Below are 23,906 nucleotides of genomic sequence, written 5' to 3' on the forward strand. Positions count from 1 at the left end.
GAGGGACTTGGCAAGGGGCTCACTATACTGAGTATGATACTTGGTATAGTCCAGGAAGGTGGCTGCCGGTGAGTGTGCGACATGCGCTATTGGCCCTGCTCAGTGAGGGCCCCAAGTACGGATTGCAGTTGCGTCAGGAGTTCGAGGCGCGGACCGGGGAGGTCTGGCCGCTCAACGTCGGTCAGGTCTACACCACGGTTCAGCGGCTCGAGCGGGACGGGTTGGTGGAGTCCGACGACACGGGAGAGCCCGGTCCGCAGAAGAGCTTCCGGATCAGTGAGGAGGGCCGGGCCGAACTGACCGCCTGGCTGAGCACGCCGCCCGCTGATGAGGTCCCGCCGCGCGACGAGTTGGTGATCAAGGTGCTGGTCGCTCTCCGGGTGCCCGGTGTCGAGGTCGCCGGGATCGTGCAGGCGCACCGCAGGCATCTGATCGAGACGATGCGCCGCTACACCCGCCTGAAGGAGGAGGCCGACGGGGATGACATCGGCCTGCTCCTGGTGGCGGACGCGGAGCTCTTTCGGCTGGAGGCGATCGTCCGCTGGCTGGACGCCGCTGATGCCCGCCTCCGGCACCTGCCCGCTCCGCCTGCGGCTCCGGCGCCGGCTCCCGGCAAGCAGCGGAAGGTGAGGACGTCCCGATGACCCCGGTGCTCGAACTGAACGAGGTGTCCAAGGTGTACGGGTCGGGACCGGCCGAGGTGCACGCCCTGAGGGGGGTGAACCTGTCGGTGCGGGCCGGTGAGATGGTCGCGATCATGGGCCCCAGCGGTTCCGGCAAGTCCACCCTGCTCACCATCGCGGGCAGCCTGGAGCAGCCCACCTCCGGCACGGTTCTGGTGGAGGGGAGCCCGCTTTCCGAGATGTCGCGGAGCGACCAGGCCCGGATGCGCCGCCGCCACGTCGGCTACGTCTTTCAGGACTTCAACCTGCTTCCCGGGCTCACCGCCGCCGAGAACATCTCGCTGCCGCTGGAGCTGGACGGGACGAAGGCCAAGGTCGCGTCGGTCTCGGCCCGGCGCGCACTGGAGCAGGTGGGCCTGGCCGACCAGGCCGGCCGCTTCCCCGACGAGCTGTCGGGCGGGCAGCGCCAGCGGGTGGCGATCGCCCGGGCGCTGGTCGGCGAACGCCGGTTGCTGCTGGCCGACGAGCCGAGCGGCGCGCTCGACACGCAGACGGGCGAAGCCGTCATCCGCTTGTTGCGGACCGCCTGCAAGGAGGGGGCCGCCGCCGTACTGGCCACCCATGACGCGCAGCTCGCCGCCTGGGCCGACCGGGTGGTGTTCGTCCGCGACGGCGTGACCATCGACCAGACGGAACCGCCGGCCGGTCCCGAGTCCCTGCTCCAGGCGGAGTCGTGAGCGTCCTCGCACCGCCGCGGCCCGCGACCGGCGGCGGAATGCCCGCGCGCCGGGCGCTGGTCCGCTGGTCCTGGCGGCTGCTGCGCAGGGAGTGGCGGTCGCAGGTGCTGGTGGCCCTCCTGCTGATGCTGGCCGTGCTGGCGGCCGTCTGCGGCGGCACCGCCGTCTACAACATGCCGGAGAGCACGAACCCCAGGCTGGGCTCGGCCGGCACGATGCTGACCCTGGACGGCACGGACCCGCAGGCGGTGGCGGCCGATCTGGCGGCCATTCGCCACGCGGTCGGCACCATCGACGTGATCGGGCACGACCATGTGAAGGCCCCCGGCGCGGCCACTCCGATCGAGTACCGCTCACAGCGGCTTCACGGCGCCTTCTCCGGACGGATGCTGGCCATCCACCGGGGCCGCTACCCCTCCGGCACCGGCGAGGCCGCGGTCACCGACGGAACGGCGCAGCTGCTCGGCCTCCGGCTCGGCGGCACGATCGCCCTCGACGGGCGTTCCCGGACCATCGTCGGCATCGCCGAGAATCCCAGTGATCTGAGCGACGAGTTCGCCCTGGTGGACCCGTCGTCGGTCCGGCCACGGACACTGTCGGTCCTGGTCGAGCGGAAGCGTGGGGTCGGGGCCGGCAGCCTGAACCTGCGCACGGCCAACTCGATGGCCGATGGCGCCGGGAACAGCGACGGCATGCTGGTGGCCACCACCCTGGTGCTGTCCGCCGCCACGATCCTGCTGCTCCTCGTCGCGTTCGTGGCCGCCGCCGCGTTCGCGGTACTCGCGCATCGCCGGCTGCGGCAGCTCGGGATGCTGGCGGCGATCGGCGCGACCGGCCGGCAGGTACGGCTGGTGATGACGGCAACCGGCTTCCTGATCGGTGCGGTCGCCGCGATCCTCGGCACGGCCGGAGGGCTGGCGCTGTGGCCGTTCGTCGCGCCCCGGCTGGAGAACGCGGCCAACCACCGGATCGCGCTGTCCAACATCCCGTGGCCGCTGGTCGTGGCCCTCGGGGTGCTGGCGGTCGCGATGTCGACCGGGGCGGCGTGGTGGCCGGCCCGTGCGGTATCGCGGGTCCCGATCACGGCCGCGCTGTCCGGCCGGCCGCCGGTACCCCAGGCCGGCCGCCGTTCCGCGCTGCTGGCCACGGGCTTCCTCGCGGCCGGCATCGGGCTGCTGGCCTGGGGCCAGAAGACCCACCCGTGGCCGGTCATCGGCGGGACGGTCGCGACCGCCCTGGCGATCCTGTTCGCCGGTCCGCCGGCCATCCGGGCGCTCGCCACGGCCGGTTCACGCGCACCTGTCGCCGTACGGCTGGCCCTGCGCGACCTGGCCCGGCACCAAGCCCGCTCCGGGGCCGCGGTGGCCGCGATCAGCCTCGCACTCGGCATCTCGGCGGCCCTGGTCATCATCACCACCGGCGCGCTGGGCACCGCGAAGACCGGGAACCTCAGCGATAGCCAGATGCTCATCAGGGCGACCGGTTCCGGACCGGCGGCGAACCTCGTCCCGGTGCGGACCACTGCCCAGGTGAGCGCGCTCACCGCGCAGGTCGACCGCATCACGAGCGCACTTGATCATCCGGTGACCGTCCCGCTGGACATGCCGATCGATCCGACCTTCCCGCCACAGATGGACAACGGCAAGCCGGCACAGTTGCCTGCGATCTACTGCCTTCCCCACGGCAACGAGTGCGCTGACATCCCCTTGTACGTGGCATCGCAGGAACTGCTCCGCTACCTCGGCGTCGATCCGGCCTCGATCAGCCCGGCGACGGATGTCCTCACCTCACGGTCCGGCCATCCCGTGTTCCCCATCCTGAGCAAGACGGCCCGGAGCACCGACGTACCGGTCATCACCCGCATCCGCGCGCCCGCCTACACCTCGCCCCCTACCTCCGCCATCACCACGAACGGGCTCGCCCGCCGGCACTGGACCCAGGTCCGGGCCGGGTGGCTCATCCAGTCCGGCAGCCGGCTCACCGGACATCAGATGGCCGACGCCCGCGAGATCGCGGCCGCCGCCGGCCTGACCATCGAGACCCGGAACGGCCAGGCCGCCTTCGGAAACGTCCGGACCGGCGCGACCGCCATCGGCATGCTGCTCGCGCTCGGCATCCTGGCCATGACTGTCGGGCTGATCCGCAGCGAGGCCGCCGCCGACCTGCGCACCCTGACCGCCACCGGCGCCACCCGCAGGATCCGGCGCACCCTCACCGCGACCACGGCGGGCGCGCTGGCCCTGCTCGGCGTGCTACTCGGCGTCGCGGGCGCGTGCCTGGGCCTGCTCGCGGTCTACCGGCACGACCTCGCCGTCTTCGGCCGGGTGCCGATCGGCTTCCCGCTGGGCATCGTGGCCGGCACCCCGCTCATCGCCGCCGTGACGGGCTGGCTCTTCGCCGGCCGGGAACCTCCGGCGATCGCCCGGCGGATGGGGGAGTGATCCCTGACAGCCGCGGCAGCTGACCCCGCAGCCGCTGGAGACCGTACCGAGGGACAGGCGTTGAGGGCGTTCTTCCACCCCGGGATACTGCCGGTCACGGCCTCGTTCATGCAGGTAAGTCCGAACGAGATCGTCGATCGTCGTCCGGACTTACCGTGCAATCACTGTTCGGCCCGCTGCGCTCTGGCGGGGGGTCGCGGAACGGACCTCACCTCAGGGCTGGGCGGGCATCGTCAGGCAGTTGGAGAGGGTCACCTTGCCCGCGAGGCGGTCGGTCAGCCAGGTGATCGCGTCGCTCTGGTCGGTGAGGAGCGGAGCAAGATGGTTCAGCAGGATCTTGTCTCCGAGGTTGGGCAGGTCGACGGGTACGTAGGTGACGTTGCCGAGCCTGCGGCACCAGTCCACGGCGAGCTGGCGTGCCTGCGCGTGCGGCACGATGTCGTCGTGGACGCCGGTCGCCAGCCGTACCGGGCCGACGGGCTTGAGCGTCCCGATGCGCTGCTTGTCCAGGACGGCCTTCGCCACGGGTTCGGCCGCGATGATGTCGCCGAGAGATTTACCGCTGGTGGTCCATTTCGTGCTGGAGGTGAAGGCGTAGCCCAAGACCGCGTCGCCGACGCACATGGTGGACACGTCCTGGAGGGCGGCCTTGCCGACGGCGTTGGTGTTGGCGTCGACGATGCCGCGCAAGGCCGGGTTGGCCTGGACGAAGCCGTTGACCGCCCAGCCCAGCGCGCCGACGAGGGCGCTGCCGTCGATGCCCTTCATGACCGAGGTCAGATCGGCGGGCGGCGCGCCGACGTAGCTGCCGGCGACCTTGACGTCCGGCGCGTAGGAGGGCTGGAGCTCGGCGGCCGCGGCAGTGGCGCCGCCGCCCTGGCTGTAGCCGTAGAGGCCGACGCGGGAGGCCGCGGTGATCGACGCTCCCGGTACGGCATGCGCCACCCGGGCCGCGTCCAGCAGGGCGTGTGCTTCGTCCAGCCGGTTGACGTAGGTGTGCAGCCGGTCGGTCGCGCCGAGACCGACGTAGTCGGTGAGGACCACCGCCGCACCGGTGGACAGCAGGCGGTAGATCGACAGGTTCTCGTAGCCGACCGACACGGTGTCACCGTTCAGGGTCAGCGGGTACTGCAGCGCGAACGAGGGCGCGCACTGGTCGCCCTGGCCCATGGTGCCCGAGGCCACCGCCATCAACGGGCGGGCTCCTCCGCCCTGCCAGGTCGCCGACGGTTCGATGTAGGCGCCGGTCACCGCCACGGGCTGCCCGTTGGAGTCGGTGGACTTGTACATCAGCCGTGTCGCCGTACCGGGCAACGGTTTGCCGTCCAGCCCCGGCAGGCTCAGGCCGAGAGGTAGCGGCTCGCTTCGTATCAGCGCGCCGTTGGCCGACGGCAGCTGGGCGGGCGGGTTGTAGAAGGTGGGGATGGTCACCCCCCGGGACACCACGGGATCCTCCGGGCCGGCGGCGTGGGCCGTCGCGGTGAGGGCGGTCGAGACGAGGGCGGCGACCAGGGGGAGGGCCAGTGCTGATCGCGCGAGGTGCCCAAAGATTCTCATGTTCGCTCCAGGGGTGGGGGTGGGCGCCGCTCCACCCTCCCCGGCCGCCACCTGGGGGTCTATGTGGCCGGGTGATATGTTCCGCCTCTCCAGCCGCGTGCGAGTGATAATCGAGTTCTTTTCACACGGCAATGCCATTTCGCCGTCATGGACAGAGTCCGGGTCGGACGGGTGCCCTGGGCAGGGGTCGCCGGGCTACCCTGGCCGGGCGCCGTGGATTCCCCGGGGGTCATGGATGTCTCGGTGCGGTGCCCGCGGCCGCTTGTACGGTCCCGCCTGAACGTTCGTGAATCGCTCAGATCATGGTGCGTAGTCGTCGGGTGCGGACGGAGGGGGTTCGGTGGCCCATTCGTCGCTGAGGTCCTCAACGGTGATCGCGTTGGGGTCGATCTTCGCCCAGATGTCATGGTGGATCTCTTCGAACCGGCCAGTGGCGTCATGGTGCCCCTGCTCAGCGGCATGGGTGAACCAGTACGCGGCACCTGCGACGTCGCGTCGGCCGGCGTGGCGGGCGGCCAGCCAGTAGGCGGCGCCCGGGAGGCCGCAGCGCGCCGCGACCCGCCCGTACAACTCGGCGGGAGTCTGGGGGTCGGGCGTTACCTCCCAGGGCTGGCTGCCGTCCAGTACGGCGAGCTCGAACGCGAACTCCACGGCCAGCCCACGCCGGTAGGCGGGCTGGGCGTGCAGCATGGCCGTTGCGAGCGGTTCGCCGTCGGCCGCAGCACGCTCGAGCCATGGATGCGCCTCCTCGGACAGCCCGGCGCAGATCAGGAGGACCGCGAGTCGGCCGGCGGCCTCGGGGTCGCCGCGATCGTGGGCGGCATGCAGCAGTTCGACGACGTGCGGATGCTGGAACAGATCCCAGTACCGTCCGGCGGTCAGCGCGAGGGGGTCGGTGGTGTGGATGCGCAACTGCTTCAGCAGGGCGTCCAGCTCGATCGGCTCGTCGGGCTGCAGGCCGTACGGTGCGGGCTCGACCAGGCCGCGGCCGGCCAGGACCCGTAGCACCAGCTCTTCGTGGGGGTGAGGCGGCGTCGGAGCCGGTTCGGCTTCCGGGACGGGCTTACCGGCCACGGACCCGGCCTCAGGCTCGACGGAGGGATCGGCTGCGGCGTTGAGCCGGCCGAACCAGTAGGGAAGAGCGTCCAGGCCGGGATCGATCTCCATGCCGTTGCTCTCGAACGCGTACCTGTTGCATGACAGCACGAAGGCCCGTACGCGTTCCCACTTCGGCTTCCGGCGGCCTGTGAGGATCTCGCTCACCGTCGTGATCGACAACGGCTGGAACTTGTGGTCGTGCCCGTACAGGCCGCCGAGGCGCTCGGAGATGTCACAGATCTGCTGGTAGGTCGGGCTGCCGCAGGTGGTGCGGAGACTGCGCAACTCCACGATCACATCGGGATGCGCCTGCGGGGTGATGTTGAGGTCTGCAGTCATTTCTCCGGCCTTATCGATCAACGTCTGGATTGCCGATCATGTACACACTCCAATGCTGCCATCCCCTCCGGACACTTGTGTGCTGACGCATCATCAGGAATGCCGCAAAACGCCCATTCTCGTGCACCTGCACGTGCATTTGCCCTGTTCTACGGCCTAATGGAGCGGTCCAGATCTGGCCCGTGTTCCCCGGGGAACGCTGGCGGAAAGGCGCTTTAGCGTGCTTGGCCTGCAGAAATACCTGCAGAATTGAGTTCGGTTCTCGACCGTCCTCAGGGGCCTGGTCAGGCTGATATTTCCAGTCCTTTCCGGTTTCTTCTGAACGCCTGGTTTATCCACTCCTCAGCTGCCGCTCCCGGCTTACTGGTACCTCACCCAGCGCACACACCGAACGGAGACCACCGGATGTCGCTGACCTACATCCCCTTCCTCCCCGACACAGAGGAGGGGGAGGACGGAGACAACGATCCCCTCATGCGCACCCCGCCTCCCACCGACGATGAGCTTCTGGCCCTGATCCTCATCGCCACATGGGCTTCCCGGACCGGCCGGCTCCTGCCCGCCGACGTGCCTCCCCATGACCTGACAGAGCAGGAACTCATCGACTTCTGGGTCGACGATCAGCTTCCAACTGACCACCACGCCGCTGCCCGCGGAACGTACTCGATGGCCGCACGGAGAAGTCGATGATCACCCAACGCGGACTGACCGCTCTCACCCTTGCCCTGTTGATCGCCGTGATCGCTGCCGGGTTGGCGCTGGCCGCCGGCGCCCTCTGGCCGGCCGCTCTGCTCACCGGAGGCGCCGCGGCCGGCGGTGCTCTCCGGTTGTTGCCGAAGCTACTGAGGGAGTCGGACAACGACCCCGACTCGTGATCCCTGACGAAGACCGACGCCGTACTCCAGGAGCGGCCAGGTTCGGCGGTCGTGATCGGGCAGGACCTCGCAAGGCATCCTGCCGAGGCGGCCGGTGACCGCAAGCGATCGCGTGCGCCCGCAGTGCTGGCAGAGCGGCTCCCGGTCGCCGTTCCGAAACCGTTCGGCATGAGCGGCCCGATCTTGCCGACACCCACGGGCAGGAGCACCGTGTTGTCGGCGACGGCGACGGCGACGGCGACGGCGACGGCGACGGCGACGGCGACGGCGAGGGCGACCAAGCCGTCGCCGGGGCCAGACGGCTGGCCGCCCGGCGCGGCCAGTCCCAGGTCCGCACCGAGCATCTGCTGTTCTGCCTGGCCATCGACCCCGGCTCGGCCGCCCGCCGGGTCCTGGGCGACCTCGACATCGACACCGCTCGCGTCAAGAGGGAACTCGATGAGTGGATCGCCCCGGTCCAGCGCCGCCACCGCCGCATCGGCCGGGCCAAGAACACCGACCGAGATCCTGCCCGCCGAACCACGCGGCCTCCGCACCGGCTGACACCCACGCTGAGCGCACGATCTGACGAACTCCTCAGCGCCACCGCCGAGCTCCGGTCCGATCGCGCGGGCCCGAAGAGGTCTGAACGCGGATCAGCGCGGGCCGCCGGCCGCCCGGGGCACGCCGTCCAGGTAGGCGAGCACTGCCCGCACGCGGCGGTGGCCGGAGTCGTCCGGTGCCAGGCCGAGCTTGGCGAAGATGTTGCCGATGTGCTTGTGGACGGCGTTGTCGGAGATGCGCATCCGCTCGGCGATGGTGGCGTTGTCGTGGCCCTGCGCCATGAGGGCGAGCGACTCTCGCTCGCGGGAGGTGAGGGTGTCCAGGGGGTCGCCGGCGCGGCGCACGAGGAGCTGGGCGACCACTTCGGGATCCATGGCGGTGCCGCCGGCCGCGACGCGGCGCAGGGCGTCGACGAATTCGGCCACCCGGCCGATGCGGTCCTTGAGGAGGTAGCCGATGCCGCCGCGGCCGTCGGAGAGGAGCTCGCCGGCGTACTCCCGCTCGACGTACTGCGAGAGCACCAGGATCGGCAGCGCGCCGTGCTCGCGGCGGGCCCGCAGCGCGGCGTGGATTCCCTCGTCCCGGAACGACGGTGGCAGCCGCACGTCCACGATGGCGATGTCGGGGCGGTGCTCGGCGACGGCGTCGAGGAACGCCTCGCCGTCGGGGACGACCGCCACGACTTCGCAGCCCTTCGCCGCCAGCAGCAGCTCCAGGCCGCTGGACAGCAGGACGTTGTCCTCGGCGATCACGACCCGCACGGGACCTCCTGAACGATCACTATGCGCACGGCATCCGGACGGCGAGCGTGGTGGGGCCGCCCGGCGGGCTGTCGAGGCGGACGGTGCCGTCCAGGGCGGCGACCCGGCGGCGTATCCCGGTGATCCCGGTGCCGCGCGCCTCGTCGGCTCCGCCGCCTCCGTCGTCGGTGACCTCGATGGACAGCACGTCGTCGGCGCGCTCGACCCGGAGGGCCGCCCGGGTGGCGGCGGCGTGCTTGGTCACGTTCGTCAGCGCCTCGGCGATCACGTAGTAGGCCACCGCCTCCACGGTCGCCGGGAGCGCGCCGAGGCCGGCGAGCTCGATGTGGACCGGCACGCTCGACCGGGCGGCCAGCGCCGTCAGCGCCCCGTTCAGCCCGCGGTCGGCGAGGATCGGCGGGTAGATCGTCTGGAGCACCGTGCGGAGCTCGGCCATCGCCTCCTCCGCCGTCTCGTGCGCCTGCTGGAGCAGCGTCGCCACCGTGTCCGGGTCGTCGGCGAGCGACTCCCGGGCGATGCCCAGCTGCATGGCGATGGTCACCAGGCGCGCCTGCGTCCCGTCGTGCAGATCGCGTTCGATCCGCTGGAGCTCCGCGCCATGGGCGTCGACCACGCCGACCCGGCTCCTGGTCAGCACGTCGACCCGCTCGGTGAGCCGCTCGCGGGCCGACTGCGCGAGCACCGCCAGGCACAGCCGCGCGTGGAGTCGCGCCAGCACCGGGAGCACCCACCAGGCCGCCGCACCGAGGACGGCGATCTGAACGGAGCCCACGACCAGCGCGGTCGCCCAATCGCCCACATGGACATCGAAGAACAGGGTGGGGCGCTCGCCGGGGGGAAACGCCCACCACAGCGGCAGCGCCACCGCGGCGACCACGATGTTGCCCAGGCACAGCAGGGCGGCCAGCCCGAGCGGGAACCCGACGGCGACGTGCGCCAGCGCCCAGCCGAGATCCCGCCGCCCGGCCGGCCGCCCGTCCGACGCAACGCCGAGCAGTCTGCCGGCCCGCCGGCGGTGCCAGTCCGCCCAGCCCCGCGCCGCCGGAGGTGCGAGCAGCACCGGCAACGCGAGCGCCGTGGCCACGGCGGTGGCCAGCGTGCCCAGCAGGTAGGCCGAGCCGGAGAATGCACGGTCACGCATGCGCACCTCCTCGCGACGCCGTATGGAGATCATTATCCGCCGCCGGTGCCCGTCGGGCACTACAGCGGGCTGTACCAACGCGGGTGCGGCCGGCTGTATCGTGCCGGATGTCCGGCCGGATTAGCGTCCTCGACCATGAAACCGACATTCGTGCAGGCTCGCAGACGCCTGGTCCCGGCCCTCGCCCTGATCGCCCTGTCCGCCGCCGTTGCGCCGGCGGCCAGAGCCGACCGCGACCCGTCCCCGCCGCTCGACTGGAAGCCCTGCGCCCAGGGCCCCGACGACGCCCTCGGCGGCGAGCTCGACCGGGCAGGCGCACGGTGCGCGGAGCTCACCGTCCCGCTCGACCACTCCAGGACCGGCGGCCGCACCATCAAGCTCGCGCTGTCCCGCCTCCCCGCCACGGACCGCGCCCATCGCATCGGCACCATGGTCCTCAACAGCGGCGGCCCCGGCGAGAGCACGCTGGGCATGCCCCTGCAGACGCGCGCGGCCATGAAGGACGTCGCCGCCCGGTACGATCTCGTCGGCCTGGACCCGCGCTTCGTCGGGCGCAGCACGCCGCTCGACTGCGGCTGGCCCATCGGCCTGTGGCTCCGCTCGGCCGGCCTGACCCGCGCCCGGTTCGATCACCAGGTGGCGGTACAGCGCGACCTGGCCGAGCGCTGCGCCCGGCGCCACGCCGACGTACTCCCGTACGTCAACACGCGCGACACGGCCCGCGACATCGACCTCGTGCGCCGCGTCCTCGGGGAGCGCCGGATCTCCTTCCTCGGCTACTCCTACGGCAGCTACCTGGGCGCGGTCTACACCCAGATGTTCCCCGGCCGCACCGACCGCGTGGTCCTGGACAGCGCGGGCGACCCGCAGAAATGGGGCCCCAGGGCGATGCAGGGCACCGAAGACGAGGCGGAACGCGCGCTGCGCGGCTGGGCGGCCTGGGCCGCCGAACGTCACGGGACCTACGGCCTCGGCACCACCCCCGCCCGCGTGCTCGCCACCGTGAACGCGATCGTCGCCGCCGCGGAGGACAGCCCGCTGCGCGTCGGCCCGTACGAGGTGGACGACCAGGCGACCCCGTACATCATCTCCGTCGGCTCCGGCGACGACCGGCCCGCGAGCCGCGCGGAGTTCACCTCCACCGTTCGGACCCTGAACGAGGCCGCGCACGGCCGCCCGGCCGACCCCGGCCCCGAACTCGACGGACTCCTCACGTTCGTCCTGACCAGCGCCGGCTCCCCGCTTGCCGGCCCGGCCGCCGCGATCACCTGCGGCGACCGCGCCGCGCCACGCGACCCCGGCACCTACTGGGACGACGTCCAGCGCAGCCGCGCGCGCCACCCCCTCTTCGGCCCCCTCAAGAACAACATCTGGCCCTGCGCCTTCTGGCCGAACCGCCCGCGCGAGCGCCCCACGCGCGTCGGCAACGCCGTTCCCGCGCTGATCGTGTCCGCCACCGGCGACACCGCCACCACCTATGAGGGCAGCAAGGCCATGCACCGGGCGCTGACCGGCTCCCGCCTGCTCACCCTGCGCGGCACCACCGCCCACGGGATCTACGGCGAATACGGCAACGCCTGCGTGGACGCCAAGGTCAACGCCTACCTGGCCACCGGCATCCTCCCCGCCGCCGACCCGATCTGCCATCCCTGACCCGCCGTCCCGAGGCCGCGATGCCCCCCATCGCGGCCTCGTACGTCAAGAGCGAGTGCCACCCCTCGACCGCGGCTGGTGACACGTCCGTTGACCGCCGGAAGGTTTCACCGGGTGGCGGCAGAGCCGCTCAGTGCCCGCTGGACGAGGTCGGCCTGGTCCGCCGCGTGGCGGGTGCTGGAGCCGGTCGCAGGGGCCGCCGAGGCCGGACGGGAGACCAGCGCCAGCGGCCGGGACAGCAGCGGGGCGAGTTCCGAGAGCAGATAGGTCCACGCGCCCTGGTTGCGGGGCTCGTCCTGCGCCCAGACCAGCTCGGCGCCGGGGTAGAGGTCGATGATCTGCCTCAGTCGCCGCTGGGGGAGTGGGCAGAGCTGTTCGAGCCGGACCAGGGCGGTCGTCGGATCGGGCTGCCCCGCCAGGCGCGCCGCGAGCTCGTGGTAGAGCTTGCCGCTGACCAGGACCACCCGGCGGACGGCACCCTTGTCGGTGACCGACGGGTCGTCGAGTACGGGTTCGAAGCGGCCACCGGTGAAGTCCGCCAGCGGGCTGGAGCTGCCCTTGGCGCGGAGCATCGACTTCGGGGTGAAGACGATCAGCGGCTTGCGCGGCCTGGCGTGGGCCTGACGTCGCAGCAGGTGGAAGTACGAGGCGGCGGTGGACGGTTGGGCGATCGTCATGTTGTCCTCGGCGCACAGTTGGAGGAAGCGTTCGATCCGGCCGGAGGAGTGGTCCGGCCCGCGTCCCTCCTGGCCGTGAGGGAGGAGCAGCACCAGCGAGGAGTACTGCCCCCACTTCTGTGCGCCGGAGGAGACGAACTCGTCCACCACGATCTGAGCGCCGTTGACGAAGTCACCGAACTGCGCTTCCCACACCACAAGGGCATCGGAACGTTCCACCGAGTAGCCGTACTCGAAACCCATCGCCGCGTACTCGCTCAGCAGCGAGTCGTAGATCCTGAACGGCGCCTGCCGGGAACCGAGCCCGCCCAGCGGCGACCACTCGCGGCCGTCCTCGGAGTCGTGCAGCACGGCGTGCCGCTGGACGAAGGTGCCGCGCCGGGAGTCCTGGCCCGCCATCCGGACCGGGGTGCCCTCCAGCAGCAGGGTCCCGAAGGCGAGGAGTTCGGCGAAGGGCCAGTCGACGGTCCCGCCCGGCCGGGACATCTGTTCCCGCCGGTCGAGGAGCCGGCTGAGCCTGGGGTGGAGGGCGAATCCCGTCGGCGGGCGGCCGAAGGCGTCGCCGACCGCCTTGAGGAGGTCGGGCGCCACTCCGGTGGACTCCGGCTCCCCAGGTGTCTCCTGCTCGCGGGCGGGCGTCCGTTCGGACCCCGCCGTATCGGGGGCGCCCTCGTCGGCCGCGGTGGCCGTCAATGCCCGGTGGGTCTCGGTGAACGCCTGCTCAAGGCGCCGCTGGAAGTCGCGGTGTGCCTGTTCGTACTCGTCGCGGGTGATGTCCCCGCGCCCTATCAGGGCCTCGAGGTACAGGGTGCGGACGCTGCGCTTGGTTTCGATGAGCCGGTATGTCTGCGGCTGTGTCATCGACGGGTCGTCGGCCTCGTTGTGGCCGCGCCGCCGGTAGCAGACAAGGTCCACGACCACGTCGCGGTGGAAGCGCTGCCGGTAGGCGAAAGCCAGTTCGGCCACCCTGACGACCGCTTCGGGGTCGTCGCCGTTGACGTGGAAGACCGGGGCCTGCACCGCCTTCACCACGTCGGTGGAGTACACCGAGCTGCGCCCCTCGCTGGGCAGCGTGGTGAACCCGACCTGGTTGTTGATGTTGACCCGTACGGTGCCGCCGACCTGGTAGCCGCGCAGTAGCGCCATTTGAACCGTCTCGCTGACCACGCCCTGCCCGGCCATGGCCGCGTCGCCGTGCACGATCACCGGCAAGGTGGCGTAGGGCCGTCCGGGGTTCCGGTCCTGCTTGGCCCGCACGATGCCGAGCAGCACGCCGTCCACCGCGTCGAGGTGTGAGGGGTTCGCCGCCAGCGTCACCGGCAGCCGTTCCCCGCCCGGGCCCCGGTAGGTCCCCTCCGTACCCAGGTGGTACTTGACGTCGCCGGAGCCCGCGGACCGGTCGGTGCCCTCGAACTCGCGGAAGACCTGGCCGTAGGTCTTGCCCGCGATATTGGTCAGTACGTTGAGCCGTCCTCGGTGCGCCATCGACAGGGCGGCCCCGTCGAAGCCCTCCTCGGCGGCCCTGCGCATCAGGGCGTCCAGCAGCGGAATCGCCGACTCCCCGCCCTCCAGGCTGAACCGGGTCTGCCCGACGTACTTTGTCTGCAGGAACGTCTCGAAGACCTCTGCTTCGTTCAGCTTGTTCAGGATCCGCAGTTGTTCGTCGTGCGTCGGCTTGCGGTAGGGGGCCTCCAGCCGCTCCTGGAACCAGCTGCGCTGTTCGGGGTCCTGGATGTGCATGTACTCCACGCCCACCGTCCGGCAGTACGCGTCCCGCAGCACTCGCAGGATCTCCCGCAGTGGTGCCGGCCCATCACTCCCGGCCAGGTCCCCGGTGGGGAACTCCCGGTCCAGGTCCCAGAAGGTCAGGCCGTGGTTCTCGATCTCCAGGTCGGGGTGCGAGCGCTGCACGTAGAGCAGCGGGTCGGTGTCGGCCATCAAATGCCCGCGGACCCGGAAGGCGTTGATCAACTTCTCCACCTGTGCGGTCTTCCGCTCCCTGTCCGCTGTGCCCGTGTCGGCAGCCCAGTGGATCGGGGTGTACGGGATGCGCAGCGCGGCGAAGATGCCCTCGTAGAACGCTCCGTCGCCGAGGAGGAGCTGGTGGATCCGGCGTAGGAACTCGCCCGAGGCGGCACCCTGGATCACCCTGTGGTCGTAGGTGTTGGTGAGTGTGAGCGTCTTGCCGATGGCCAGGTCGGCGAGGGTGCGGGCACTCGCGCCACGGAACTCGGCGGGGTACTCCAGCGCTCCGGCGGCGATGACGCAGCTCTGGCCGGTCATGAGCCGCGGCACCGAGTGGACCGTTCCGATCCCGCCGGGGTTGGTCAGTGTCAGCGTCGTCCCCTCGAAGTCCCGCACCGTCAACCGGTTGGCGCGGGCGCGGGAGACCAGCTCGTCACAGGCCGCGAAGAACTCTCCGAAGGACAACTGCTCGGCCTGCTTGATGTTCGGCACGACGAGCATGCGCGAGCCGTCCGGCCGGGTGACGTCGACCGCGATCCCGAGATTCACCTGAGCCGGGGTGACCACGACGGGCTTGCCTTCGACGACGTCATAGTGCACGTTGACGACCGGGAAGTCCTTGACCGCCTGGACCAGCGCCCAGGCCAGCAGGTGGGTGAAACTCACCTTGCCGCCGCGTGTCCGCGCCAGATGGTTGTTGATGACGATCCTGTTGTCGATCAGCAGCTTGGCGGGGATGGTACGGACACTGGTCGCGGTGGGCATCGCCAGGCTGGCGTCCATGTGCGCGGCCAGCGACCTGGCGACGCCTCGCAGGGGCTCGGTGTGCCGGTCGGCGGCCCCGGTGCGGTCAGGCGCCGGACCGTCGGGGGTAGCGGGCGGCAGGTCGGCGGGCACCGGAGGCGGGCGGCTGGTGACTGGTGCGGAGGCCGCGACATGGGCCGCGTCGCCGTGCGGCGGGGCGCCGGCCTGCGAGGTGGGTTCTGATCCGGTCACATGGATCGACATCGCCGATCTCCTCGTGTCGTTGTTCGTATCGTTCAGCCCGTAGGCGGATGGAGGCGGGCCTCACAGGACTTCGAGAGCGGTGTCCACGATGCGCTGCACCCGTTCGGCGTTGCCGCCGGCGTTGACGAGGACGCTGGTGCCGATGACGGTCGCCAGAAGGCTGCTCGCGGCGTCGGCGGGGGGCTGGTGGCCGGTGAGCTCACCGGTCGAGCGCCCGCGGGTGATCGCTGCGCACAGAGCCTCCTCGATCCGGTCGAAAAGGGCGTTGCCGACCTCGTTGACCGTCTCATCCGCCTGGGCGACTTCGGTGATCGCCCTCACCATCAGGCATCCGCGCCGGTGATCGCCGGCGCCGGTCAGCTCCTCGATGACGGCACGCAGTCTGGGCCGTATCGGGCCGGGCGCGTCAAGCAGCTCGGCGAGGGCGGCCGTGCGCTTCGCGGTATAGGCGCGCAACGCCAGGGTGAACAAATTGTGCTTGCTGTCGAAGGTGTAGTACAGGCTGCCCTTGCCGATGCCCAGCTCGTCGGCCAGGCCCTGCGGGCTCGTGGCCCCGTACCCCTGGCGCCAGAAGACGTCCATCGCCATGCTCACGGCGGTGGCCGGATCGAACTTCGCGGGGCGGCCCATATCTCCACCGTAAGTTTTCTAGACCTGCAGGTCAAATAAGACGGTACGGCGGCCGCAGGGGCCGGTCGGGTCGGCGCGATGACGCCGCTCACCAGGGTGAACGCGGCCCGGTCCGCGTTGATCATGCCGTAGCCGGTGCCGGCTGGAGAACCGCTGGAGTGCCCCACGGTCACCTCGATCGCCATGGCGGCGTGAGGCTTGACACTCGCCCACCGCGCGCCTACCGTGTTCGAAATACCGATTAAAGTTCACAATAATGAACGGAGGGAACGTGCCGGCTCTGGAAGGCATCCGGGTCATAGACGCCGCGACGATGGTGGCCGGGCCGTTGGGTGCGTCGATCCTCGGCGACTTCGGTGCCGAGGTGATCAAGGTCGAACCCATCGCCGGCGACGAGTCCCGGACGTTCGGTCCGGGGCGGGACGGAATGAGCGGCGTCTACTCCGGGGTGAACCGGAACAAGATGGCCATCGCCGTCGACCTGCGTACCGAGGACGGACTCCGGATCTTCCACGAGCTCTGTGCCGGCGCCGACGTCCTGATCGAGAACATGCTGCCGGCGGTCCGCGAGCGCTTCGGCCTGACCGTCGAAGAACTGACCGCGCGCCATCCGCACCTCATCGCCCTCAACGTCAGCGGATACGGCGACACCGGGCCGCTCGCGGGCCGCCCTGCGATGGATCCGGTCGCGCAGGCGATGACCGGCTTCATGGCCGCCACCGGCCGGCGAGGGGGTGAGGCGATCAAGGCCGGCCCGCCGATCGCCGACAGTTCCGCCGGGTACCTGGTCGCCATCGCCGCCCTGGTCGCGATCCTGGCGCGCCGGCAGACGGCGCAGGGCCAGGCCGGTTCGGTCTCCCTGGTCGGCGCACTGTTCCACCTGCAGAGCCCCTGGCTCGGGCAGTTCCTGCTCGCCGGCTACGTCCAGGAGCGGCCCGGGAACGGCAGCAACTTTTACGCGCCGTACAACGCCTACCCGACGAGGGATGGCGGCTCGGTGCACGTCGTGGCCTTCAACGATCGGCACTTCGGCAAGCTGGTGCAGGCGACGGGCCGGCCGGAACTGCTGGACGATCCGCGTTTCGACACCGCCGCCCACCGGCTCGAGAATGCGGCCCAGATCGACGCCGCCCTGGCGCCCTGGTTCGCCGCCCACGATCGTGACGAGATCGTCTCGCTGCTGGCGGGCCACGACATCATCTGTGCTCCTGTCCTCGCCTATGACGAAGCGGTCGAGCATCCACAGATCCGCGCGATGGACCTGGTGGTGGACATCGCCCATGACGAACTCGGTGATCTCCGGGTGCCCGGAATCCCGATCACGCTCGACCGGACCCCGGGAAGCATCCGCCGGCCGCCGTCGTCCGTGGGTGAGCACACGATCGAGCTCCTCGCGGGTCTCGGTTACGGCGAGGAAGACATCGCCCGGTTGATGGCCGCCGCCGTCGTCCGATGACAGACGCAGGACATGAGAGAGGAGAAGTCTGATGAAGGTCGGAATCAGGATTCCGGGTGCGGGACCGTGGGCGGGACCCGAGGCGATCACCGAGATCGCGCGGTTCGCGGAGAAGGTCGGATTCGACTCTCTCTGGATGACGGATCACGTCGCCCTGCCGACGAAGGTCGAGACGCCCTATCCCTACACCGCGGACGGGAAGTTCCTCTGGTCGCCCGATACGCCGTACCTGGACTGCCTGACCTCCTTGACGTGGGCCGCGGCCGCGACCCAGCGCGTCGAGCTCGGCACCTCCTGCCTGATCCTGCCGTGGCGTCCGCTGGTGCAGACGTCCAAGACCCTGGTCAGCATCGACGTGCTCTCGCGCGGGCGGCTCACCGTGGCCATCGGGGTCGGCTGGATGAAGGAGCAGTTCGAGCTGCTCGGTGCGCCCTTCAAAGACCGCGGCCGCCGGACCACCGAGATGGTGAAGGCGATGCGCCACATGTGGACCGAGGACGAGGTCGACTTCAGCGGCGAGTTCTACGACCTGCACGACTTCAAGATGTACCCGAAGCCGACCCGGGGCACGATCCCGGTGTGGTTCGCCGGCTACAGCGACGCCTCGCTGCGGCGGATCGCCGCGATCGGGGACGGCTGGCACCCGCTGGCGATCGGACCGGAGGAGTACGCCGGCCACCTCACGACCCTGCGGGGCTACGTCGCGGAGGCCGGTCGCGACATGAGCGAGATCACCCTGACGGCGCGCCCGCTGCGCACGGCGCCGTACACCGCCGAGACGATCGAGGCGTACGGCGACCAGGGCGTCACCCACTTCGTCTGTGACACCTCGTTCGAGCACGAGACCCTCCAGCACGCGATGGACGAACTCCAGGAGCTCGCCGACGCCGTCCTGCCCGCCGCCCACCGGCTGCCCTGATCGGAGTGACAGTCATGCATGCGTTCACCGACAAGGTTCCCCTCGTCCTCGGCGGGGAACTCGTCGCCGAGGCTTCGACCGGGGCACGTTTCGACACGATCAACCCCACCGACGGCGCCGTGCTGGCATCGGTCGCGGAGGCGTCCGTCGACGACGTGGATCGTGCCGTCCGGTCGGCGCACGACGCCGCCCGCAAGTGGCAGCGGATGCGCCCCTCCGAACGGGCCCGTCATCTCACCCGGTACGCCGGGCTGGTCGAGCGGCACGCCGACGAGCTCGCGTTGCTGCAGACCCGGGACATGGGCAAGCCGATCCGCGAGTCGCGCGCAATCGACCTCCCGGTGATGATCGAGACCCTGGAGTACTTCGCGGGACTCGTCACCAAGATCGAAGGGCGGACGACGCCTGCGCCCGGACGGTTCCTCAACTACACCGTCCGGGAGCCGATCGGTGTCGTGGGCGCCATCACGCCGTGGAACTTCCCCGCCGTGCAGGCGATCTGGAAGATCGCGCCGGCACTCGCGATGGGCAACGCGATCGTCCTCAAACCCGCGCAGCTGGCGCCCCTGGTCCCGGTCGCCCTCGGTGAGCTCGCTCTCGAGGCGGGGCTGCCGCCGGGGCTGGTCAACGTGCTGCCCGGCAGGGGTTCGGTGGCCGGCAACGCACTGGTCGAGCACGCCGGGGTCGGCAAGCTCACCTTCACGGGTTCCACGGAGATCGGGCGGCAGATCGGTCGCGCGGCCGCGGACCGGTTGATCACCGCGTCGCTGGAGCTCGGCGGGAAGTCGGCCTTGGTCGCCTTCGCGGACTCCTCACCCAAGGCGGTCGCCGCGCTCGTCTTCCAGGCGATGTACAGCAACCAGGGCGAGACCTGCACGGCGCCGAGCAGGTTGCTCGTGGAACGACCGATCTACGACGAGGTGCTCAGCCTGGTGGTCGACAAGGTCGAGGCCGCGCGCGTCGGCGACCCCGAGGACAAGGCCACGGAGATCGGCCCGCTCATCGACGCGGACGCGCGTTCGTCGGTGCACTCCTACGTGACCTCCGGCGTGGCCGAGGGAGCGAGGCTCGTGGCCGGCAGCGCCGACGCGCCGACTCCCCACGAGCCCGGCTTCTTCTACCGGCCGGCCGTGTTCGCCGACGTCACCGCCGGGATGCGGATCGCCCAGGAGGAGATCTTCGGCCCGGTCCTGTCGGTGCTCCCCTTCGAGGGGGAGGACGAGGCCATCACGCTGGCCAACGACACGATCTACGGCTTGGCGGCCGGCGTCTTCACCCGTGATGTCGGCCGAGCGCTCAGGTTCGCGCAGGTCCTCGACGCGGGGAACGTCTGGGTCAACAGCTGGGGCGTGCTCAACCCGGCATCGCCGTACAGCGGCTTCCGCGCCAGCGGCCACGGTAGCGACCTCGGGCAGACGGCGGTCGAGAGCTTCACCAAGGAGAAGAGCGTATGGGTGAGGATCGACTGAGCGTGCGGCCCGTCGTCTCCCGGCTCCGCGATGCACGGGACAGCGCCGGCTGGGTCGCGGACCCCGGCTACTCGATGGTGCGCGACGCGCTCTTCGACCAGGACCCCGAGCGGGTCGCGATCCTGAGAGAAGGAGCGCACGGTCCCGAAGGGGTGACCTTCGGGACGATCCAGCACACGGTGCGCCGGATCGCGGGGGCGCTGCGCCACCGCGGCGTGCGGCCGGGCGACCGCGTCGCGATGTACCTGGACCCGTCGCAGGTCGCGGCCGAGGTCGTCTGCGGCGTGCTCGCCGCCGGCGCGGTCATCCTGCCGATCCCCAGGCTCCTGGGCGGCCTGTCGGTGACGCACCGGCTGCGCGACGCCGGAGCGTCGATCCTGGTGACCGACTCGGCCGGTTCGAGGCGACTGCTGGAGACGAAGGCCGCGACGACGGACGTCACGGTGCTCACAACCGACTCGACGTCGCGGGACGACCTGCTCGACGAGGCCCGCCGGGCGGAGCCGATCGACCCCTACCGGCCCTCGGCCGACGAGCCGGCGTTGCTGATGTACACCTCCGGCACCAGCGGGAACCCGAAGGGCATCGTGCACGCGAACCGGGTCCTGCTCGGTCATGCCGGCGTCGACTTCGCCTTCGAGCTCTTCGAGGACGGCGACGTCTACTACGGGACGGCGGACTGGGGCTGGGTCGGCGGGCTCATGCTGGGACTCCTGGTGCCGTGGTCGTTCGGGGTGCCCGTTGTCGCGTTCCGGCAGCAGCGTTTCGATCCGGCTGTCACCCTTGCCGTCTTCGAGCGGTACGGGGTGACCACCGCCTTCCTCCCGCCGTCGGTCCTGCGGCTGCTCGCCGCCCACGGGCAGCACCCGCGTCGCCGCCTTCGGGCGGTGGTCACCGGCGGTGAACCCGCCGGTGCGGCCGAGATGGCCTGGGCGCGTCGCCACCTCGCCGCCGCGGTCAACAAGGCCTTCGGCCAGACGGAGGCGAACGCGCTGATCGGTGACTCGGTGGTGCTCGCTTCGGTGGACGACTCGACCATGGGTGCGCCGTACCCCGGACACGGCATCGTCCTGCTCGACGAGGCCGGTGCCGAGGTCGGATCCGGCGAGGTGGGCGAGATCGCCCTGTCCCTGCCGGACCCCGTCGCGATGCTCGGCGTGTGGGACGCGGCGCTCGGGCGGCCGGTGGTGGTCGACCGGCAGATTCACCGGACCGGTGACCTGGCCCGGCGGGCCTTCGGGCGCCGGCTCGAGTACCTGGGCCGCGTCGACGACGTGATCAAGAGCCGTGGCTACCGCATCGGGCCCGGCGAGGTCGAGCAGGCGCTGAAGCTGCATCCGTCCGTCGAGGACGCGGCGGTCGTGGGCGTCGCGGATGCCGCCATCGGCCAGCACATCAAGGCGTTCGTGCAGCTCCACGAGACAGAGCTGGACGACTCCCTCAAAGCGGCCTTGCGGGAACTGGTGGCGGGCACCGTCGGACCGCATGCGCGGCCACGCGACATCGAGGTGGTCGATCAGCTGCCGCGTACCGAGACCGGAAAGCTCCTTCGCAGGGAGTTGCCGGCAAGGCGCTGAACTCTCAGACCAGTCCGCAACAGGGAAAGGAAGTGACTGACGTGCGGAAGTTCTGGCACGTAGGCATCAATGTTACCGACATGGATGCGTCCATCGAGTTCTACCGGAAGGTCGGGTTCGAAGTCATCCAGGACAAGGAGATCGACGACGCGAACCTGGCGCGTGCCTTCATGGTGGACGGCGCGAGCAAGCTCCGATTCGCCCATCTGCGGCTCAACGACTCCCCGGACGAGGCGTTGCTCGACCTCATCCAGTGGCGCGACGCCCGTTCCGACGGGACCGCGAACGCGGACCTGCTCGTGCCGGGTCTGTGCCGGTTCTCCATCCTCACCGACGACATCCAGGCCGAGTACGACCGGCTGTCGGTGGACGGCGTAGAGTTCCTGCACACGCCTCAGACGGTGATGGGACCGGATGGCGTGAACGGGTGGAAACTGCTCTTCGCTCGCGATCCCGATGGCACGCTGTTCCACTTCGCCGAACTGATCGGGGATGCGGCTACCGTCAGGTAACGCGTTTCCAGAGGAGGCATGCCGAAGTGAGCACGGACGAAAGCCTGGGTGCCGCGCAGGGCCACGAGGCCGGTGCGGCGGAGTCCCCTGCCGGACTGCTCGTGCCGGCGGTGACCCGGGCGACCCGGGTGCTCGAGGCTCTCGTCCGGCGCCCGAACGGCGCCAGCCTGACGGAACTGGCCGAGCGGTGTTCCCTCGCGAAGAGCACCGCTTCCAACCTGCTCCGGACGATGGTGGCCGAAGGCCTGGTCGGCTACGACCCGCAGACGCGCCTGTACAACCTGGGTCCGCTCCTCATCGAGTTCGGCGTGGCCGCGATCACGCGCACCACGGCGGTCACTGAGGCGCGCCCCTTCATGGAGCGGCTCGCCGAGCGGACCGGACTCGCCTGCCTGGCGATCCAGCCCATGCCGGACGGGCACTTCACCGCCATCTCCAAGATCGAGAGCCGCAAGGACATCAAGGTCACGATCGAGGTGGGCGCGCGGTTCGACAGCACCGCCCCCTTGCTGAGCCGGTTGGCGGGAGCCTGGGCGGGTACGAGCGCCTCCTCCGGTCCCGCGCTGGACGCCGGTGAGCTGGAACGCATCCGTGAGCAGGGGCACTGGGCCGTTTTCGGGGATTACCGGCCAGAGCTCAACGTGGTCGGCTTCCCGGTCTTCGACCGCGACGCCCACCCGTGTCTCTTCATCACCCTGCTCGGTATCGGGCAGGACTTCACCATCGGCGACATCGAGAAGATGTCCGGCTTCCTCGTGGAAGCGGCGAACGCGATCACGACCCGCAGCGGGGGAACCGTGCCCCCCGGCTATCCGACCGTCGGTCGTCCAGAGGGCCTGACCGGCTGATCCCGACGCAGAGGATCCGGTACGACTGCAGGTCGCACCGGCGTCCTCGCCGTGTCCAGAACAGGAAACACCGACATGAAGTTCCACAAGATCGCTGTCATCGGCGGCACCGGGCCGCAGGGCCGGGGCCTCGCGCGCTGGCTGGCGGAGGCCGGCCACTGCGTCGTCATCGGATCTCGCTCGGCGGACCGCGCCGAGGTGACCGCCCAGGAGCTCCGGGACCGGACGGGCGGCGACGTCTCCGGGACGGACAACGAGACCGCGGTGAGCGCCGCAGACGTGGTCCTCGTGGTGGTGCCCTGGGACGGCCACCGCGACCTGATCGCCTCGCTCGCCGGCGCACTCGACGGCAAGGTGGTCGTCAGTTGCGTCAACCCGCTCGGCTTCGACGCGCGTGGCGCATACGGGCTCGTGGTCGAGGAGGGGAGCGCGGCCCAGCAGACCCAGGAGGTCGTGCCGGGAGCGCGGGTGGTGGGCGCGTTCCACCACCTGTCGGCGGTCAGCCTGTGGGAGAGCGACGACGTTCTCGACCACGAGGACGTCCTGGTCTGCGGCGACAGCAAGGAGGCCAAGGAGATCGTCGTCGAGCTCGCCTCAGCCATCACCGGCCGGCCCGGCATCGACGTCGGCTCGCTCCGCCTCGCGGGCCAGCTCGAGCCGTTGACCGCGGTCCTGATCGGCATCAACCGGCGCTACAAGGTCCGCTCGGGGGTCGCTATCGCCGGGATCGAGCGATGATCCACGAGCTGCGCGAGTACGTCGCGGTCCCGGGGCGTGCCGAGGACCTGCACCGCCGGTTCGCCGACCTGACGCTCGACCTCTTCCGGGAGGTCGGGCTCGACGTTCAGGGCTTCTGGCACGAGACGGGTGACCGGCACCGGATCTCCTACCTCTGCCGGTTCGCGAGCATCGACGAGGCCCGGCGGCACTGGGAGCGCTTCGCCGCGGACCCGCGCTGGCTCGCGATCAAGGCGAGCACGGAGCACGACGGCCCGCTGATCGAATCGATCACGATCAAGTACCTGACCACGCCCGACTACGTCATCTCTTGACTCGCCGGTCCTTGACCCTCGTACG

General features: G+C 70.5%; 20 protein-coding genes and 1 pseudogene. 15 read left to right on the top strand and 6 right to left on the bottom strand.

Features of this window, described 5'->3' with window-relative positions; genetic code table 11:
- The first annotated feature begins 68 nt into the window (after nucleotides 1-68).
- Genes ACRYCC_RS31165 through ACRYCC_RS31175 form a run of 3 tightly spaced genes read left to right on the top strand, consistent with a single transcriptional unit; the run spans nucleotide 69 to nucleotide 3,801 of the window.
- Nucleotides 69-644, top strand: coding sequence for a PadR family transcriptional regulator (locus tag ACRYCC_RS31165; protein WP_433817316.1), 576 nt, complete (start codon nucleotides 69-71; stop codon nucleotides 642-644).
- Nucleotides 641-1,360, top strand: a complete 720-nt coding sequence (locus ACRYCC_RS31170) for an ABC transporter ATP-binding protein (RefSeq protein WP_433817317.1) — start codon at nucleotides 641-643, stop codon at nucleotides 1,358-1,360. The genes ACRYCC_RS31165 and ACRYCC_RS31170 overlap by 4 nt, the downstream gene beginning before the upstream one ends.
- A complete protein-coding gene (locus ACRYCC_RS31175) occupies nucleotides 1,357-3,801 on the top strand; it encodes an FtsX-like permease family protein (protein ID WP_433817318.1) in 2,445 nt (814 codons plus the stop codon). The genes ACRYCC_RS31170 and ACRYCC_RS31175 overlap by 4 nt, the downstream gene beginning before the upstream one ends.
- A 213-nt stretch (nucleotides 3,802-4,014) precedes the next feature.
- Here the strand turns inward: ACRYCC_RS31175 and ACRYCC_RS31180 are convergent, their stop codons facing one another.
- A complete protein-coding gene (locus ACRYCC_RS31180; protein ID WP_433817319.1) occupies nucleotides 4,015-5,358 on the bottom strand; it encodes a lipase family protein in 1,344 nt (447 codons plus the stop codon).
- Between the two features lie 300 nt (nucleotides 5,359-5,658).
- A complete protein-coding gene (locus tag ACRYCC_RS31185) occupies nucleotides 5,659-6,795 on the bottom strand; it encodes an SEL1-like repeat protein (protein WP_433817320.1) in 1,137 nt (378 codons plus the stop codon).
- Between the two features lie 405 nt (nucleotides 6,796-7,200).
- Between ACRYCC_RS31185 and ACRYCC_RS31190 the strand changes: the two genes are divergently transcribed.
- The 3 genes and pseudogenes from ACRYCC_RS31190 to ACRYCC_RS44005 all read left to right on the top strand — a co-directional run.
- Nucleotides 7,201-7,485 carry a hypothetical protein gene (locus ACRYCC_RS31190; protein ID WP_433817321.1) on the top strand — a complete coding sequence of 95 codons (285 nt, stop codon included), beginning with the start codon at nucleotides 7,201-7,203 and terminating at the stop codon, nucleotides 7,483-7,485.
- A complete protein-coding gene (locus ACRYCC_RS31195; protein ID WP_433817322.1) occupies nucleotides 7,482-7,670 on the top strand; it encodes a hypothetical protein in 189 nt (62 codons plus the stop codon). Before ACRYCC_RS31190 ends, ACRYCC_RS31195 begins: the two co-directional genes overlap by 4 nt.
- Before the next feature lie 107 nt (nucleotides 7,671-7,777).
- Nucleotides 7,778-8,119: pseudogene (locus tag ACRYCC_RS44005) on the top strand (Clp protease N-terminal domain-containing protein); the annotation flags it as partial.
- 186 nt (nucleotides 8,120-8,305) lie between these two features.
- Here ACRYCC_RS44005 and ACRYCC_RS31205 read toward each other — a convergent pair.
- Both ACRYCC_RS31205 and ACRYCC_RS31210 read right to left on the bottom strand, forming a co-directional pair.
- Nucleotides 8,306-8,974, bottom strand: coding sequence for a response regulator transcription factor (locus tag ACRYCC_RS31205; protein ID WP_433817323.1), 669 nt, complete (start codon nucleotides 8,972-8,974; stop codon nucleotides 8,306-8,308).
- A gap of 19 nt (nucleotides 8,975-8,993) precedes the next feature.
- Nucleotides 8,994-10,115 (bottom strand): sensor histidine kinase, encoded by a 1,122-nt coding sequence (locus ACRYCC_RS31210; protein WP_433817324.1) that lies wholly within the window; start codon nucleotides 10,113-10,115, stop codon nucleotides 8,994-8,996.
- A gap of 135 nt (nucleotides 10,116-10,250) precedes the next feature.
- Here ACRYCC_RS31210 and ACRYCC_RS31215 point away from each other — a divergent pair, with 135 nt between their 5' ends.
- Entirely contained in the window at nucleotides 10,251-11,768 is a 1,518-nt protein-coding gene (locus ACRYCC_RS31215) for an alpha/beta hydrolase (RefSeq protein WP_433817325.1), read from the top strand.
- A gap of 107 nt (nucleotides 11,769-11,875) precedes the next feature.
- On the opposite strand, the gene ACRYCC_RS31220 is transcribed toward ACRYCC_RS31215, so the two are convergent.
- Nucleotides 11,876-15,418, bottom strand: a complete 3,543-nt coding sequence (locus ACRYCC_RS31220; protein ID WP_433817326.1) for a multifunctional oxoglutarate decarboxylase/oxoglutarate dehydrogenase thiamine pyrophosphate-binding subunit/dihydrolipoyllysine-residue succinyltransferase subunit — start codon at nucleotides 15,416-15,418, stop codon at nucleotides 11,876-11,878.
- Nucleotides 15,419-15,478: 60 nt separating this feature from the next.
- Nucleotides 15,479-16,048: a TetR/AcrR family transcriptional regulator gene (locus ACRYCC_RS31225; RefSeq protein WP_433817327.1), complete on the bottom strand. Its 570-nt coding sequence runs from the start codon at nucleotides 16,046-16,048 to the stop codon at nucleotides 15,479-15,481.
- A gap of 271 nt (nucleotides 16,049-16,319) precedes the next feature.
- Between ACRYCC_RS31225 and ACRYCC_RS31230 the strand changes: the two genes are divergently transcribed.
- The 8 genes from ACRYCC_RS31230 (at nucleotide 16,320) to ACRYCC_RS31265 (ending at nucleotide 23,881) form a co-directional block, all read left to right on the top strand.
- A complete protein-coding gene (locus tag ACRYCC_RS31230) occupies nucleotides 16,320-17,504 on the top strand; it encodes a CaiB/BaiF CoA transferase family protein (RefSeq protein WP_433817328.1) in 1,185 nt (394 codons plus the stop codon).
- A 31-nt stretch (nucleotides 17,505-17,535) separates the two neighbouring features.
- Nucleotides 17,536-18,423 (top strand): LLM class F420-dependent oxidoreductase, encoded by an 888-nt coding sequence (locus ACRYCC_RS31235; RefSeq protein WP_433817329.1) that lies wholly within the window; start codon nucleotides 17,536-17,538, stop codon nucleotides 18,421-18,423.
- Between the two features lie 14 nt (nucleotides 18,424-18,437).
- The gene (locus ACRYCC_RS31240) at nucleotides 18,438-19,892 is read left to right on the top strand and encodes an aldehyde dehydrogenase family protein (RefSeq protein WP_433817330.1); all 1,455 of its coding nucleotides are present in this window, start codon (nucleotides 18,438-18,440) and stop codon (nucleotides 19,890-19,892) included.
- Nucleotides 19,874-21,469 (top strand): AMP-binding protein, encoded by a 1,596-nt coding sequence (locus ACRYCC_RS31245; protein WP_433817331.1) that lies wholly within the window; start codon nucleotides 19,874-19,876, stop codon nucleotides 21,467-21,469. Before ACRYCC_RS31240 ends, ACRYCC_RS31245 begins: the two co-directional genes overlap by 19 nt.
- A gap of 41 nt (nucleotides 21,470-21,510) precedes the next feature.
- Entirely contained in the window at nucleotides 21,511-21,981 is a 471-nt protein-coding gene (locus tag ACRYCC_RS31250; RefSeq protein ID WP_433817580.1) for a VOC family protein, read from the top strand.
- A 26-nt stretch (nucleotides 21,982-22,007) separates the two neighbouring features.
- On the top strand, nucleotides 22,008-22,829 hold the full coding sequence (locus ACRYCC_RS31255) for an IclR family transcriptional regulator (protein ID WP_433817332.1): 822 nt from the start codon (nucleotides 22,008-22,010) through the stop codon (nucleotides 22,827-22,829).
- 75 nt (nucleotides 22,830-22,904) lie between these two features.
- Nucleotides 22,905-23,567: an NADPH-dependent F420 reductase gene (npdG, locus tag ACRYCC_RS31260; protein WP_433817333.1), complete on the top strand. Its 663-nt coding sequence runs from the start codon at nucleotides 22,905-22,907 to the stop codon at nucleotides 23,565-23,567.
- Complete coding sequence (locus ACRYCC_RS31265) at nucleotides 23,564-23,881, top strand: NIPSNAP family protein (protein WP_433817334.1); 318 nt, start codon at nucleotides 23,564-23,566, stop codon at nucleotides 23,879-23,881. Before npdG ends, ACRYCC_RS31265 begins: the two co-directional genes overlap by 4 nt.
- Nucleotides 23,882-23,906 lie beyond the last annotated feature (25 nt).

The sequence above is a fragment of the Actinomadura scrupuli genome (genome assembly GCF_050971785.1).
GTDB lineage: Bacteria > Actinomycetota > Actinomycetes > Streptosporangiales > Streptosporangiaceae > Actinomadura_E > Actinomadura_E scrupuli.